General features: G+C 56.1%; 11 protein-coding genes. 4 read left to right on the forward strand and 7 right to left on the reverse strand.

Translation table 11 applies throughout. From position 1 onward, the window contains the following. Positions 1 to 195: 195 nt before the first annotated feature. Positions 196 to 1,164 (forward strand): MBL fold metallo-hydrolase, encoded by a 969-nt coding sequence (locus A9Q02_RS00885; protein WP_097650460.1) that lies wholly within the window; start codon positions 196 to 198, stop codon positions 1,162 to 1,164. A gap of 77 nt (positions 1,165 to 1,241) precedes the next feature. On the opposite strand, the gene A9Q02_RS00890 is transcribed toward A9Q02_RS00885, so the two are convergent. The 7 genes from A9Q02_RS00890 to A9Q02_RS00920 all read right to left on the reverse strand — a co-directional run bounded on the left by A9Q02_RS00890 (position 1,242) and on the right by A9Q02_RS00920 (position 9,796). Further along, positions 1,242 to 1,556 (reverse strand): hypothetical protein, encoded by a 315-nt coding sequence (locus tag A9Q02_RS00890; protein WP_097650461.1) that lies wholly within the window; start codon positions 1,554 to 1,556, stop codon positions 1,242 to 1,244. Positions 1,557 to 1,558: 2 nt separating this feature from the next. Then, a complete protein-coding gene (locus tag A9Q02_RS00895; RefSeq protein WP_097650462.1) occupies positions 1,559 to 2,785 on the reverse strand; it encodes a hypothetical protein in 1,227 nt (408 codons plus the stop codon). Between the two features lie 114 nt (positions 2,786 to 2,899). Continuing rightward, entirely contained in the window at positions 2,900 to 3,532 is a 633-nt protein-coding gene (locus A9Q02_RS00900) for a c-type cytochrome (protein WP_097650463.1), read from the reverse strand. Positions 3,533 to 3,542: 10 nt separating this feature from the next. After that, on the reverse strand, positions 3,543 to 4,088 hold the full coding sequence (locus A9Q02_RS00905; protein WP_097650464.1) for a DUF3341 domain-containing protein: 546 nt from the start codon (positions 4,086 to 4,088) through the stop codon (positions 3,543 to 3,545). Positions 4,089 to 4,156: 68 nt separating this feature from the next. Then, on the reverse strand, positions 4,157 to 5,602 hold the full coding sequence (gene nrfD / locus A9Q02_RS00910) for an NrfD/PsrC family molybdoenzyme membrane anchor subunit (protein ID WP_097650465.1): 1,446 nt from the start codon (positions 5,600 to 5,602) through the stop codon (positions 4,157 to 4,159). A gap of 193 nt (positions 5,603 to 5,795) precedes the next feature. Further along, the gene (locus A9Q02_RS00915; RefSeq protein ID WP_097650466.1) at positions 5,796 to 8,915 is read right to left on the reverse strand and encodes a TAT-variant-translocated molybdopterin oxidoreductase; all 3,120 of its coding nucleotides are present in this window, start codon (positions 8,913 to 8,915) and stop codon (positions 5,796 to 5,798) included. Positions 8,916 to 9,136: 221 nt separating this feature from the next. Then, entirely contained in the window at positions 9,137 to 9,796 is a 660-nt protein-coding gene (locus tag A9Q02_RS00920; RefSeq protein WP_097650467.1) for a cytochrome c3 family protein, read from the reverse strand. A 331-nt stretch (positions 9,797 to 10,127) separates the two neighbouring features. Between A9Q02_RS00920 and A9Q02_RS00925 the strand changes: the two genes are divergently transcribed. The 3 genes from A9Q02_RS00925 to A9Q02_RS00935 all read left to right on the forward strand — a co-directional run. After that, positions 10,128 to 10,895 (forward strand): EI24 domain-containing protein, encoded by a 768-nt coding sequence (locus tag A9Q02_RS00925; RefSeq protein WP_097650468.1) that lies wholly within the window; start codon positions 10,128 to 10,130, stop codon positions 10,893 to 10,895. Positions 10,896 to 11,161: 266 nt separating this feature from the next. Then, positions 11,162 to 13,195 (forward strand): leucine-rich repeat domain-containing protein, encoded by a 2,034-nt coding sequence (locus A9Q02_RS00930; protein WP_097650469.1) that lies wholly within the window; start codon positions 11,162 to 11,164, stop codon positions 13,193 to 13,195. Between the two features lie 305 nt (positions 13,196 to 13,500). Further along, positions 13,501 to 14,805, forward strand: a 1,305-nt coding sequence (locus tag A9Q02_RS00935; RefSeq protein ID WP_141508634.1) for a right-handed parallel beta-helix repeat-containing protein, incomplete at its 3' end; no start/stop codon positions are given.

A 14,805-nucleotide genomic window follows, 5' to 3' on the forward strand; every position in this document is an offset into this window, starting at 1 on the left:
GGATGCGGCCTCGCCCCGGTACGGGCACCCCTTGCGGGTGCCCCGCCCCGGTACGGGCACCCCTTGCGGGTGCCCCGTTGTATCCGATTTCGTATGATGCAATCGCACTGGAACCATTCCTTCGCTTGCGCAGAAATGGTAGACTAACACCATGTATCATCGTCCTTGACGCACCCGAATCATAGGAAAATCAAGATGCCCTTTCACGAAGTTGCGCCCAACATCTATCTTGTCGCCCTCCCTTTACCTTTTGCCCTCAACAGCGTCAACTGCTACCTCTTGCGTGATGAGGATGGCTGGACAATTCTCGACACGGGCTTGCATACACGGGCTGGCGAAGCAGCCTGGCGGGAAACGTTTGAAGCACTGAAGATCGAACCTGTCGCCATTCGCCAGATTGTCGTGACACACTATCACCCGGATCACTTTGGGATGGCCGGCTGGCTCCAAGAACTGACTGGGGCACCAGTCCTGATGGCCCCGCGTGAACGCGAACTGGCGCACCTCTCATGGGGCCTGCCCGTAGATCAACAGGATCCCATCATCCCCCTGTTACAGGCTCACGGCGTACCAATGAGCAACGTCGAACCCATCGAGGTCGCGCTGGCCCGCCTCCGTGCCGCAACGCAGCCAATGCCAACCATAACCCCCCTGGAACCAGGCAGCACGCTGATGATGGGCGGACGCGCATGCGAAGCGATCTACGCACCGGGGCACAGCGACAGCCAGTTGATCTTCTACGCCGCCGAGGAACGGCTGGTCTTCTGTGGTGATCAGGTACTCAACAAGATCACGCCACACATCGGCGTCTGGCCGACCAGTGAGCCAGATCCACTGGGGCGGTACCTGCGCTCACTCGATGACCTGATCAAGCTTGAGGTCGCCCTCGCCTTACCAGGCCACAAAACCCTGATCAACAACTGGCCCGAGCGCATCAGCGCCATTCAGTCCCACCACGACCTGCGGCTCGACGCTATGCGCAGCGCCGTCAGCAACACAACTGCCACCGCCTACGACGTCGTCGGACGGGTCTTCCCATACGACCGCTTTAGCCCACACGAACAGCGTTTTGCGCTTGCCGAAACCCTCGCCCACCTCGAATATCTCGTCGCCCAGAACGAACTGCACCGCGACCAGGGGATGCCAATTCGCTATCACGCCTAACAACGTAGGTCATGCGACACGAAAAACTGCCAGCTTTGCTGGCAGTTTTTCGTGTCGTACGGCGATAAAAGACAACGCTAGGGGTTCGCAACCGGCGCATCGCGGGTAGGCAAACCACGCTCAGCAATCAGTTCCATCGCCCGGTCAATCGGGATATGGACATTGCCTTCGAGTGTATAGCCATAGCTGCTCAGCAGGGTTTGATCAGGCCCAACATAATCACGGTAGCTAGGGCCAGAAATCGGATCCGCGCTCGGCACAAACGGCACGCGGCCCGCCAGCAGGACAGCAATACTCACAATGACAAAGACGGTCAACATCAGAGCCATCAAACGACCTGCCGAAGGCAACTGCGGCTCGTCCTGAACAGAAGGAGAAAAGCGGTAATTCATAACTAATGATGCCCTCCGGCGTGCAACGAGTCCATTTGAGGATCGTTGAGCGGCAGCAGCGCGGCCCGCTGCATATTCCAGGCCCAGATCGCCAGCCAGACCCCAAAGAGGCCAACCGGTGCGGCCAGGTTCACCCAGCTAATCTGCGTTACCTGTGCGTGGAACTCAGGCAAAATAACCCAGATCATATCAACGACACGCATAAATAAGATCACCAGCGCAATCTGCGCAAGACGGTTCAAGTTTCGCTTATTGCCACGGCTCAGCAGCGCAAGGAACGGCGCAAAGAACGAAAGCGCCATCAACAGCAACGAAACATAGACCCACCCGCCATCAATGCGTCGCGCATACCAGGGGGTAAATTCAGCGACATCGCCCGACCAGATAATCACAAACTGCCCAAAAGAGACATATGTCCAGAGGATTGTAAAGGCAAAGAGCAGTTTGCCCAGATCGTGGATCGGCTTGATCGGCACATGCTCTTCAAAGATGGCCGTATGGCGGATCTGGGTCAGGGCAAGAATGATAAAGGCAAGCGTCCCGAGCCCGGCATTGACCATATAATGCACACCATACATGGTCGAGTACCAGTGGGCATCGAGTGAAAGGCCAACATCCAGCGCAAAGAAGGTGACACTCATCACAAAAAGGGCGGTGCCAATGCCACTGAGTTTGCGCATCCGGTCAACCATCACCAGACTCTTGGCCCCACGATCCTGTTGAAGCGACCAAGTGCGCAATAACAGCGCCAGAACACTCCAGATCACAAAGTAGATAACCATCCGGGCTGCAAACCATGCTGGGCTGAGCCAGGGCACCTTATGGGCAACCAGCGGATCAAAATTCTCACCACCTGGCGTCACCACACTGGGGTCAGACCATTGGTAGATGAAAAGATCAAGATTCAAGAAGTTATAGACGGTCAGCACCACCGGCACGCTGAGGATAAAGAAGATTGGCAGTGCCAGCGCCCCAGCTTCAAGCATACGACGGCTCATAATACCCCAGGCCCCACCCGTCAGATGCTGGATCATCAAAAAGGCGAGACAGCCAAGCGGGAAGGCCATCACAAAATAGAAGCCGAAGATATAAGACTCGAGAAAAACTTGCGGATTGATGAAAAAGCCAAGCGCCAGCAAAGCCAAGCCAATCACCGCCGCGCCGATTCCAAACAACTGAAGCCGGTTCAACTGTGGAACCTGAGACCGAGAAAGTGTCGTCGTCGCCATACTCAACCTTTATTCTACGCTACAGAAGACCGGATACAGGCTACAGGAGGCGGAGGCAGGGTGATGGAGGCCGCATTGCGTTCTCCCTGACATCCACCCCTGCATACTGCCTCGTCAGTTACCGAGCGTGCTGCGCTGATCAGGCGGAACATCACTCAGCGTGGCATTCTGGCTCAACTGAAGTGCGCGGATATACGCGGCAATGGCCCAACGGTCTTCTGGCGCGATGCGTGAGGCATACGAGTACATTGACTGATAGCCACCAGCCGCAGGATCGCCACGATAGACCCCAACCGTAATGATGTTGTAGAAGTGGCCAATCGGCGCATCTCGCAGGCGTTGCTGATGGAAATTAGCCGGAACAATACCGCCCCGCTGGGCCACCATACTCTGGCCATAGCCAGCCACACCGTGGCACACCGAGCACCAGATATCATACTGTTCCTGGCCGCGTTCCAACAATTCACGCGAGACCGCAAAGGGCATCACATCACCCTCAACACCATCAATCAAACCGGTATAGAGATACTCATCCGTACGGGCCTGGCCATAAGCAACCGTCCCAGGCACCTGTGGACGAGCACTACGCCCATCCTCAAAAAAACTGGTCGGCTCATACGTACGCAGGCTTGGCTGCTGATACATATCCTGGTGACAAGCAGTCAACGCAAAAGCCAGGAGCACAAGCCAACCGTACCGAACAAAACGGGTCAGCATCAACGGACAACGGGAGCGTAGCGTCTGCATGGTGGCCCCCCTAGTGGGCAACTTCAGAAACCTGCAGCGGGCCAAGGCTGCGCAGGAACTGAGATGTCTGCGAACGGTCAAACAACGGGTCGGTCGCCTCAATGCACAGGAAGAAGGCATCCTGTGATGCCCGGTCAAACCGAGGTGCATTGAAGGCAGGATGATAGGGCATCGGCAGGCCATTCAGCACCACCATCGAAATAGCGGCGGTGAAGGCGGCAAAGAGGATACCCAACTCAAAGGTAATCGGTATCATTGATGGCCAGTTAGAAATATCGAGCGGACGGCCACCGATATTCAACGGATAATCAACAATATTCCCGATATACTGCAGGATAAACCCGGCGGCGGCCCCAGTAAGGCCAGCAATCAACACCAGGAGCGGTATACCAGTATTGCCGGGGGCAACTTCTTCGATAACCTCTTCGATCGGAAAGGGCGTATAGGCGTCCATTTTGCTATAACCTGCCGCCTTGGCCTTGTGCGTGGCCTCAATGAGCGCAGCAGGAGTCTGGAACTCTGCCATCACGCCGTAGATGTCGCTGCGATTCTGCATAATCTACTCTCGCTAGGATTACGTTCCTCAGGGGCAATACGTGCTCACCCCTGAGGACATCATGCCACTCAGTCAGCCGAAGCCGGCTTGCTTTCGCCGCCTGTATGTGAAGAATGCGACGTCCGATGGAGTCGTTCTTCCTCCTGGTACTGGAAAAGCCGCATCTCAAAGATATTAATCATCGGCATCACGCGAATGAAGAGGAAGAGCAAGGTAAAGAAGAGCCCAAAGGTACCCAGATAGAGTGACCAGTCCCAGAACGTTGGCACATACTGCCCCCACGATGAGGGAAGGAAATCACGCTCAAGCGAGATGACAATGATCACATACCGCTCAAGCCACATCCCGATACTGATAATGATCGAGATAACCAGCAGGGCAGGAATGCTCTGACGTACCCGTTTGAACCAGAGCGGCTGAATTGCCACGGCATTACAGAAGAGCAAGCCAAAGTAGGCCCAGGCACTCGGCCCATTCAGGCGGTTAAAGAGCAAATACTCTTCAAAGACGCTGCCCCCATAGAGTGCCGCCCAGACTTCCATAAAGTAGCCATAGACGACGATCATCCCCGTCGTCAGCATCACCTTCGCCATTACATCGAGGTGGCGCATCGTGATATAGCTCTCGAAGCCATAGATCTTGCGCACCGGGATCATCAGGAGCAGCACCATCGCAAACCCGGCAAAGACTGCACCGGCAACGAAGTAGGGCGGGAAGACGGTGACTTGCCAACCAGGCACCTGGGAAATGGCAAAGTCGAGTGAGATGATTGAGTGAACCGAGACCACCAACGGGGTTGAGAGCCCTGCCAGCAACAGCGAAGCCATCTCATAGCGATGCCAGTGGCGGGCCGACCCACGCCAACCGAGCGCCGCGAGGCCATAGGTGCGCTTGGCCCAGATATTGGTTGAACGATCGCGCAGCGTTGCAAAGTCAGGCAACAGACCAACCAGCCAGAAGACAAGCGACACACTGGCATAGGTCGAAATTGCAAAGACGTCCCAGTCGAGCGGACTACGGAAGTTGGGCCACATCCCGTGGGTATTGGGATAGGGGATCAACCAGTAGAAAAGCCACGGACGCCCAAGGTGCAGAATAGGATACATACCGGCACAGGCGACCGCAAAGAGCGTCATTGCTTCAGCAAAGCGGTTAATCGAGTTACGCCAGCCCTGGTTCAGCAACAACAAAATCGCTGAGATCAGCGTACCAGCGTGACCAATACCGATCCACCAGACGAAGTTGATGATATCCATACCCCAGGCGACCGGAACATTGATACCCCAGACACCAACGCCCCGGAAGAGCAACCAGGTCACGGACATCAAAAAGATCATCAAGAGGACAAAAGAGATGGAGAAACCAATCAACCACCCTTTCGGGGTCTTGAGCGGACTCACGAGCGGTACATCGCCGATCTTCTGGGTCATCGACGTATACGTCTCGCCAGGGAGGAGATAGGACTCCCCCGGATCGGGCGGCGGCGTGTTGCGAAGGGGTTGCGCCTGTGCCATGACTATCCTTAAACTAGGTCTGCTGGCCTGACACCGCCTGCCTTATGCAGTGCCATGCAAGAACAACGCGGCCAGGATCAGGTTCGATCCTGGAGGGTGGCCAGCGTGTGCGTCAGCCATACCCATATGGACGTGAAACGATCCAGACTGGGTCAGGGGACAAAGCCGGGGTTGGTCAGCCCCGGCCTAGCCGCTAGCCGGCATGCTCATCATCTTCATGTTCGAGAGCCGCATTTGGATTGCGCACCCGAGCAAGATAGGTCGTACGTGGGAAGGTATTCAATAAGCCCAGGAACTTGTAGTTATGCCCTTCAGCTTTCCATTTCGCGACACGGCTTCCGGGATCATTGATGTCACCGAAAACAATCGCCTGGGTGGGACACGCTGCTTCACACGCCGTTGCAATCGCCTCATCCTCAATCACATACTCCTGCTGACCGGCGGCGACCGCAGCTCGTTTGGCGGCCTGGCGAACTGCACTGATACGCTGGACACAATACGTACATTTCTCCATCACACCACGATTGCGAACCGTCACATCAGGATTGCGCATCAACTGGAAGCTAGCTGTGTTGAGGTCAGTGTATTGGAAGAAGTTGAAGCGGCGCACCTTGTAAGGACAGTTATTCGAGCAATACTTGGTGCCAACACAGCGATTATACACCATGTTGTTCAACCCTTCATAGTCATGAACGGTTGCCGCAACTGGGCAAACCACTTCACATGGGGCATGTTCGCACTGCACACAGCCCAGTGGTAACAAGAAGGTTGAGGGATTGTCAAGATCCGCCCCCGCAAAGTAGCGGTCAATCCGCAGCCAGTGCATCTCACGCCCCACGGCAACCTGATCCTTGCCAACGACCGGGATATTATTCTCGGCCTGGCATGCCGCAATACAGGCATTGCAGCCGATACAGGCATTGAGGTTGATGGTCATCCCCCAGGCATTGCGGCCTGTGTAATCGACCCCCGGCTGGAGGCCAATATAGCCTTCGGTGCCAGGGCCGGGCGTATCTTTGCCATAGTGGTGCTGATAGACCTCCTTGGCAATATACTTGGGATCTTCTTTGAAACGCTCGAAGACACCAACCCGGTAAATATCGCGCTCCATCATCGTCCAGTGGTTCTGGGTCGAGACAAGCTGGTACTTGCGCCCACTATTGACCGCCTGCGCCCCGGTACCAAACCAGAGGGCATCACTGGTACGCAGCGGATAGACATTGACGCCCACGCCATCGCCGACACGCCCAGCGGCCGTACGCCCATAGCCAAGCGTGACCGTAATCGAGTCTTCCGCGTGACCAGGCGTAATCCAGAGGGGCATCTGCATCGTGCCACCGCGATACTCAATGGTGACAACCGTACCATTCGCCGACGTGAGTCGTTCGAGCGCATTGGAACGTTCGAGCTCATCGCTCTTATGCAAGTCATCAACACTGAAGGGCAGACCGAGCAAGCGGATGGCAGTGCTCGCATTCATCAGCGCTGCGTTATCCCAGACCAGTTTATTCAATGGGCGGGGCAATTCCATCAACCAGCCATTATTGGCATAGCTACCGTCCCAGATGGAAGGATCGGGGCGGAAAACGACCTCGAGACCTTCAGCGACGGCAGGCAACGGGATCGCACCGAGTTGAAGCGCAGGCGTCACCGTTGGTGCAGCGCTGCCATTAATCACCCCATTGGCAAGCGAAGTCTGCCAGAAGGCCTCAAAACTACCATTCGCAAGCTCACTGGTTTGCCAGTAGGCACGCACAAGATCGTAGGCACTGGCCTCGGGCTGCCGCAAGAGCACAGCCATCACCTGATGGACGGTCTTACCGCCATAGAGTGGCTCGATCAACGGCTGGATCAGCGAGACTGTACCATCAAAGGCACGGGCATCGCTCCAGGTTTCAAGGGTATGCGTCGCAGGAACATGCCACGTCGCAAGGTTCGCGGTCTCATTGACAAAGAGGCCATGATGCACCGTGAGGGGCACCTGTTGCATCGCCTCAGCGAAGCGCAGATCACCGGGGGCATCATAAGCAGGATTGCCACCGAAGATAAAGAGCGCCTCAACAAGGCCAGCATTCACCTCATTGATCAGGTTCGCGAGTTCACCGACCTGGCGGGTCGGGCGGGCCTCAACCGGCTCGGTATAGACCACGGTCTGACCAGCATTGCCGAGGGCCGCATTGATCGCGTGGGCGAGGGCATGCACCTGAGGCGACTGCTGATCACCGGCGATCACCAGACTGGAACCACGCTGCGCCTGGAGATCGGCCACGACAGCATCAACAAACGCCGTTGCTTCGGGCGAGAGCGCCGGGGCCGAGCCCGTTCCAAGCCGAGCGAGGATCGCCGCAGCGACACCGGCAACCTCACTTGCCTTGAGGGGCAAGCGATGATCGGCGGTCGCACCAGTGGTTGACGGTGAAGCCTCAACCACATAGAGCCGGTTCATCGTGGTACTCGCTTTGGTGACCCGGCGAGCATCTACAAAAGCCCGGGCATAGGACAGGAAACCGGGGCCAGGCGCCAGGAAATCGGCATCAAGGGCGACAACCACATTTGCCTGCGCAAAGTTGTAGCGCGTAGAGACATACTCACCAAAAGCGAGCAACGCCCCTTCATAGACATTATCACGATTAATTGGCTCGTACTGATACCAGCGCGCACGCGGAAAAGCGGCCTGGAAAGCCGCAAGTTGGGCTGCAAGCGTTGGTGAGGTTACAGTTGGAGTCAACAGACGCAAACCGGCACCCTGGGTAGCCCCCTGCGCTGCCAAGCTATTATTGACGGTAGCTACAAAATCGTCCCAACTGCTCGACGCACCGGCATTGAGTACCGTCTGCGAGCGGTCGGGGTCATACATCGTCAAAATCTCGGCCTGAGTAAAGATATCGGTGGCCCCGAGGCTCGCTGGATGCAGGGGATTGCCCTCAATCTTGGTTGGGCGACCATCGTTCGAACGGACGAGCACACCCGACGCATACCCGTTGAGGGTTACGGCTGTCGCGAAAAACTGCGGAATCCCCGGAACACGTCCTTCAGGCTGTTGCACAAAAGGTGCAAGCTGTTCAGGACGCATGTAGGTACACCCTGTCACCCCAGCGAGGGCGAGGGACGCACCCATTAACTTCAGGAACGTACGACGTGTCACCGGATCTGGCATCTCAGACGCTCCACGAGGGAACTCACGCTCAACCAATTCGCGAAATTCAGGGGTATCAGCGAGTTGATCGAGCGAGCGCCAGAACTGCTTGCCGTTTGACGAGCGAAGTTGCTCGCGGATGGCTTCGAGGTCAGAATTCGGGGTGGTGCTTGTCATTGCCACTGTCGCTTTACTTCTGGGTAGTTTATCGCTCGGCGAGGGGAAGGTACCAGCACCTTCCGAACGAGGAACTACATTGTCTGAGCTACGGCCTACGTTTCACCACAATGCTCACGGAAGTTGAACCATAGCATTCAACCTGAGGCTCTTGTGCAACCTTCACAGTTCCCAACAAGAAGGCATCCCAGAGGCAGAGGGGATGCCAAGGTGATTCAGAATTACCGATGGCACACCCAACAGTTCGTCAACTGATCGGGATGCATCACACCATACTCAGCGACAAGTTGCAGCCCAAGTGCCGTTTGATTGGCAGGCTGGACATATTCCATGTTGTAAACTTCGTCGCGAGGGCGGAGATACTCTTCCGGATTACGGTGGCAGTTGAGACACCAACCCATGTAGAAGGCCTGAGTCTGCCAGACCACGGGCATTTCATTGACCTGACCATGGCATGTCGAGCAACCCACACCCTTATTGACGTGAATCGCATGGTTGAAATAGACAAAATCAGGCACCTTATGTACCGTCTCCCAGAGGATGGGCAGACCCGTTTCATAGCTCTCAACCACGGGTGCGATATTGGGGCTGTAGGTCAAAATCTGCGAGTGACAGGTCATACAGGTCTCAGTGGCCGGGATGTTGGCAAAATAGGATTGATTGACCGAGACATGGCAGTAACGGCAATCAATGCCCAGATTATCAGCATGGATTTGGTGGCTAAAGGCCACTGGCTGCTCGACAGCAACATTAATCTGTCGAAAATAGTTGGAGCGGAAATAGACGGCGGTAATCAGGGCGATTTCGGCGATCAGCAGGAGGCTGGCAAAAATGCTCAGCCGGGCCAGTAGATTGGCGTTACGGGGAAAAATCTGTCCCATGCCTCATAACCTTCTAGGGGACCCCTGTGCAGGAAAGAGCTTTTCCTTATTATAGCGCTCTTTGCTTTTGTGTCAACCAAACGGCTTGCAACATCTCTCATCAATAAGCAGAGTTATGTGAAGATAACGCCACAAATGATGTGTTCTGCATTACAGTACAACGATCTTGTGATTTACATATAATGCATTACGCTGCATTCCAGGTGGTCTCAAAGAGGAAACGTTACGCTATTCCTGAAGGAAAAAAAGTCCCGGCACACGAGTTGCACGTCACGTCAGATAGTGTCATGATACACAATACTGACGTGAGTTACAGAGAAATGGAGATTGTATGCACTTGCTGGCTGGCGTAATCTATCCTTTCCGAGCACTCCAACTTATCAATCAGACGCGTCGCCTCTGGGGGTATATCGTGATCCCGATGCTAGTCAATCTAGTGGTGGGAGCGTTGCTCTACCTGGGGTTATTTGTGGTCTTGATGCAACAACTTCAGGCCCGGCTTGACCAGAGCACCGTGTTGAGCGGGGTTGTGCTGGCGATCCTCGGCGTCGTGCTGGCTGTCGGGTTGGCCATCGTCATTGGTTTTTTGCTGGTGCGTTTTGGAGTGGTGCTGGGTGCCCCCTGGTATAGCCAACTTTCAGAAGAATTAGAGCGCATGATCCTTGGGGATCGGCCGCGCCTCGAGAAACCTAGGGCCACCGAGATGGTCTATGATGTCTGGCGTGCGCTGCTTTTTGAAGGCAAGAAGTTGTTGCTTTTAGTGGTGGGGTGGCTTTGTACGGTGCCCCTGTTGCTCATTCCGGGGCTAGGGGGGGGGCTCTTTGCCACGCTATGGTTGGGCCTGGGGAGCGTGCTTTCATGCCTTGATTTTTTTGATGGGCCCCAGGAACGGCGGCGCTTCAGCTTTCGCCAAAAGCTCGGTACCGTTCGTGCGACGATGCCCGCCAGCCTGAGTTTCGGGGTCGTTGCCTTTGTGCTCGTCTCGATCCCACTGGTCAATCTCTTCGCGATCCCGCTCTGTGTGGTGGCAGGCAACCTCTTTGTCCTTGAGCAGATGCCAGAGAGGTTCCCCAAGACAGCAGCTAAGCCTGAGGCATAAGCACCACGTATGGCGAACTTTTGGCGAGTTTTCCTAGGCGATAAATCTGTTTCATGTTTTTTTACATGCATTATTAAATAACAACAAAGTGTAAGGAGACCTTTTTTCATCTTCCCCTGAAAGGACGCTATGATGAGAAGGCCATGCTGGCGAAGCATCCCTGCCATTGGGACGCCTGAGACCCTTCGCTGCGCTCAGGGTGACAACATAGCGGGAAGCTTCGTTGACACACTATAGATAGATAAAGGGGAAGAATGATGTCTACCATGAAATGGATGCGGCAACTTGGCTTGATCCTTGCGCTGAGCCTGTTGCTTTCAGGCGGGATGAGTCTGCTGGCTGCGCCTCCTGGCGGCACCGTGCAGGAGGAGTTTGATTGTGCAACGGTCACCGACGTTTCACAGGAAGAGTGTGAAGGGCTGGTTGCTTTCTACCAGGCAACTGATGGCCCCAACTGGACGAATAATACCAACTGGCTGACGACCACCGAAGCCTGTACCTGGCACGGGATCTGGTGCGTACCCGGTGAGAATTATGTGAGTCAAATAAGCCTGTCGAATAACAGACTGAAGGGCGCGATCCCGCCTGAGTTCAGTCAACTCAGTAAGCTCAATTATCTCTTTTTATCGAATAATCAGATCACCGGGTTGCCCGAGAATCTTGGTAATCTGATCCAACTCGCACAGCTCATGATATCGCGCAACCAATTGACAACCTTGCCTGAAAGCATCGGTCAGTTGAATCGCATGACCTTTCTGTGGGTCGACAACAACCAGTTGACCAGTGTGCCTGCCTCGATCGGCACCCTCAGCCAACTCGACTGGATGGATCTCTCGGGGAATCGGTTGACCAGTTTGCCGGCAACCCTGGGCTCATTGAGCGAATTGCGGGGTCTCTATCTGAATAACAATGAACTGGCAAGCCTGCCTACCGAGCTCGGTAACCTGGACAACCTCGACACGCTGCATCTGCACAATAACCCCCTGACCGGGGAAGTGCCAGCGTTTTTGACCGGGCTGACCAAACTAGGGGAGAGCGGCATCTTCTATTTTGAGGCCCCGTTGACCTTTTACAATACAGGTTGGTGCGAACCAGCGAGTGGGCCAGTCGCTGATTGGCTTGCGGATGTTGAGATCTATGAAGGAACCGGGCTTGTCTGTGGAGCTGATGCGGGCGGCATCAGTGGGCAGGTGACGACGGAAGAGAGCAGCGCCGCCGGGCGGGGCTTCTTGGGGCTCGCGGCTGACCTTGGGGCAACAGCGCGTCCCCTGGCCGGGATAGAAGTGCATCTCTATCGAGCGCTGGGGGGTGAAGACCCACACGGACACGGCGAAATGCAGTGGTTGCTCGTTGGTCAGACCGCGAGCGATGCAGCCGGCAACTATCAGTTCGGCGGCCTCGGTCGGGGGATTGACTATCGGGTGCAGTTTGTTGACCCAACGCACTATTATGTCCCGCAGTACTACGATAATAAGGTAGCGGCTGAATTTTCGACCCCGGTCACGGTGACGCTGGGGAGCGTACGTCCTGGCATTGATGCGGTGATGTACACCCCGCGCCCGCCAGCGGCAACCGTCGAAGTGGGAAGTGGCACCGTTGATTTCCGGCCAGATGGCACCGTCAGCATTCGGCAGACACGCGGCAATGTGACGGCCATTACCACCACCGTGACGATTACCTGTCCTGGCGGCGTAGAGCCTGGCGATGTGCGGTTGATCCTGTCGCCGCCTGATAGCAGTTACCCCATGGAGAAGATTGATACTGACGTCTATCAGGGCGTCGTTCCTGCCGATGATGTTGGCAGCGGAACGCTGACTGTAGCCTACACGTGTAACGGCAATGATGGGACGCTACCGATTGGTCAGATCGTGCTTTATGATCCAAGTGGGATCGTGAGTGACGCCGAGACAGGCGCACCAGTTGTAGGCGCACGCGTGACTCTCTTCCATGTCCCGGGCTGGATGCCGCGCACCGGACCAACGGACACCCGTCCGAATACGTGTGAATCACACCTTTCGAAGGCGGCTGACGCCCCGTGGAGTCAACCTGCACCGACGGATCTGGGCACGATTGTAAACCCGGAACTGACCCCGGTTGCCCCTGAGCTCTCGTTCCAGCATACTGATGCAACGGGTTATTACGGGTGGGATGTGTCGGAGGGTTGCTGGTATGTACGAGTCGAGGCGACTGGTTACACCACACTGGTAAGCCCGGTGGTTGGAGTACCGCCAGAAGTGACGGATCTTGATCTGGTCTTGAGTCGTGCGCAGCGAGTCTTTGTGCCGTTCCTTGCGCGATAGGGGTATGGTCGGGGCACGGCGGCGCCGTGCCCCAACGGGTTTTCGCAAGTTACAACGATTTTTATTTACATAATAGTGTTGTAACCGTTGGTTGCAACACTGTTTCTTTTTTGTGAACCAGGTGCGGTACCATGAGGGAGACTGCGTTGGGGTGGGCCCAGCGCCAGAAATGATCGTCTGAAACCAGTATCACATGCATGCCAATCCCAGGGGTCAAACGGCACTTCAAGCGTAGCGAAACATGCTAGGGTAATGTAGGTCTTGAACGGGGGCGACATGCAACGTGGTGCAAAGGAGACACCACGATGGCTATGCGTTGTATCCCCCGTTTTGTGTTGAGTCTGCTCTGTGTGGGTATCTTGGTTGCCCTGAGCAGTAGCCCAGTGGCGGCCAGCGTTACCGGCGAGACAAGAGCACGTGAGAGCACAGCCCATACGCCGGTTACATATCCGCCTACCGCCGTTGATGTCAGCGGCACGATCAACAGCAATACCACCTGGACGCTCGCGAATAGCCCATATCGGGTCACTAGCAATGTCACCGTGGCTGCGGGCGTCACGCTGACGATTGAGTCGGGGGTGGTCGTTCAGTTCGCCCAGAATATGGGGCTCTGGGTAGAGGGCACACTGAACGCCGTTGGGACGGCGGTGAACCCGATCACCTTCACGGGCACGACGGAGGCGGCGGGCTGGTGGCGGGGCCTCTATGTGCAGAATGCGGGATCCGCCACGCTGCAGTATGCCACCATCGCCTATGGCGGCTACTGGGATAGTATGGGCCTGGACAAGAAGGGCTCTGGGAGCCTCGACCTCCAGCACAGTACCATCCGCAACATCGCGGGTGACGGTCTGCGCATCACCGAAGGCGCGAGCAGCTTTACCTCGGCCAACAACACCTTCCGCAACAATAGTCGGCATGGCGTCAATCTGGGCATCAATGTCTCGTTTGCTGATGACACCTCGACCTTTGCCGACAACGGCATTGATGTCTATCTCAACTTTGGCACGATCACCCTGCCCGTCACCTGGAACCTCGATCCGGCCTATTCCTTCTATGCCAGCGGCAGTGTGACCGTCGGGGCGACCGGCGAGCTCACGATCCTGCCCGACACCGTGGTCAAGTTCGCGCAACACTCCGGCCTCTCGGTGGACGGCAGTCTGCGCGCCGAGGGCACCGCCGGAGCGCCGATCTTCTTCACCGACTGGCGTGATGATACCGTTGGCGGGGATGCCAACAACAATGGTGATGCGAATGCCCCCGCGCCAAACTGGTGGCGCGGCCTCTATGTGCGGAATGCGGGGACGGCAACCCTGACCCATGCCACCATCGCCTATGGCGGCTACTGGGATAGTATAGGCCTGGTCAAGAGTGGCACTGGCACCCTCGCCCTCCAGCAGAGTACCATTCGCCAGATTGCTGGTGATGGCCTGCGCGTGGCGGGGAACACGGGGGCCGTCACCCTCAATCAGACGACCCTGGTGAGCAATACCACCGGTATGCGCCTGTCGAATGCGGGCAACATCAGCGGCCAGACCAACACCTTTGACGGGAACAGCACCTACGGCCTGCTGCAGGATGTTAATGACACCTTCATCTATACCGGCAATACC

It is taken from the genome of Candidatus Chloroploca asiatica (assembly GCF_002532075.1).
GTDB classification, from domain to species: domain Bacteria; phylum Chloroflexota; class Chloroflexia; order Chloroflexales; family Chloroflexaceae; genus Chloroploca; species Chloroploca asiatica.

Coding starts and splice junctions, on each gene's coding strand:
- A9Q02_RS00925 (WP_097650468.1), top strand. CDS start 10,128: ATGCACTTGCTGGCTGGCGTAATCTATCCTTTCCGAGCACTCCAACTT.
- A9Q02_RS00895 (WP_097650462.1), bottom strand. CDS start 2,785: ATGGCGACGACGACACTTTCTCGGTCTCAGGTTCCACAGTTGAACCGG.
- A9Q02_RS00915 (WP_097650466.1), bottom strand. CDS start 8,915: ATGACAAGCACCACCCCGAATTCTGACCTCGAAGCCATCCGCGAGCAA.
- A9Q02_RS00920 (WP_097650467.1), bottom strand. CDS start 9,796: ATGGGACAGATTTTTCCCCGTAACGCCAATCTACTGGCCCGGCTGAGC.
- A9Q02_RS00900 (WP_097650463.1), bottom strand. CDS start 3,532: ATGCAGACGCTACGCTCCCGTTGTCCGTTGATGCTGACCCGTTTTGTT.
- nrfD (WP_097650465.1), bottom strand. CDS start 5,602: ATGGCACAGGCGCAACCCCTTCGCAACACGCCGCCGCCCGATCCGGGG.
- A9Q02_RS00885 (WP_097650460.1), top strand. CDS start 196: ATGCCCTTTCACGAAGTTGCGCCCAACATCTATCTTGTCGCCCTCCCT.
- A9Q02_RS00890 (WP_097650461.1), bottom strand. CDS start 1,556: ATGAATTACCGCTTTTCTCCTTCTGTTCAGGACGAGCCGCAGTTGCCT.
- A9Q02_RS00905 (WP_097650464.1), bottom strand. CDS start 4,088: ATGCAGAATCGCAGCGACATCTACGGCGTGATGGCAGAGTTCCAGACT.
- A9Q02_RS00930 (WP_097650469.1), top strand. CDS start 11,162: ATGAAATGGATGCGGCAACTTGGCTTGATCCTTGCGCTGAGCCTGTTG.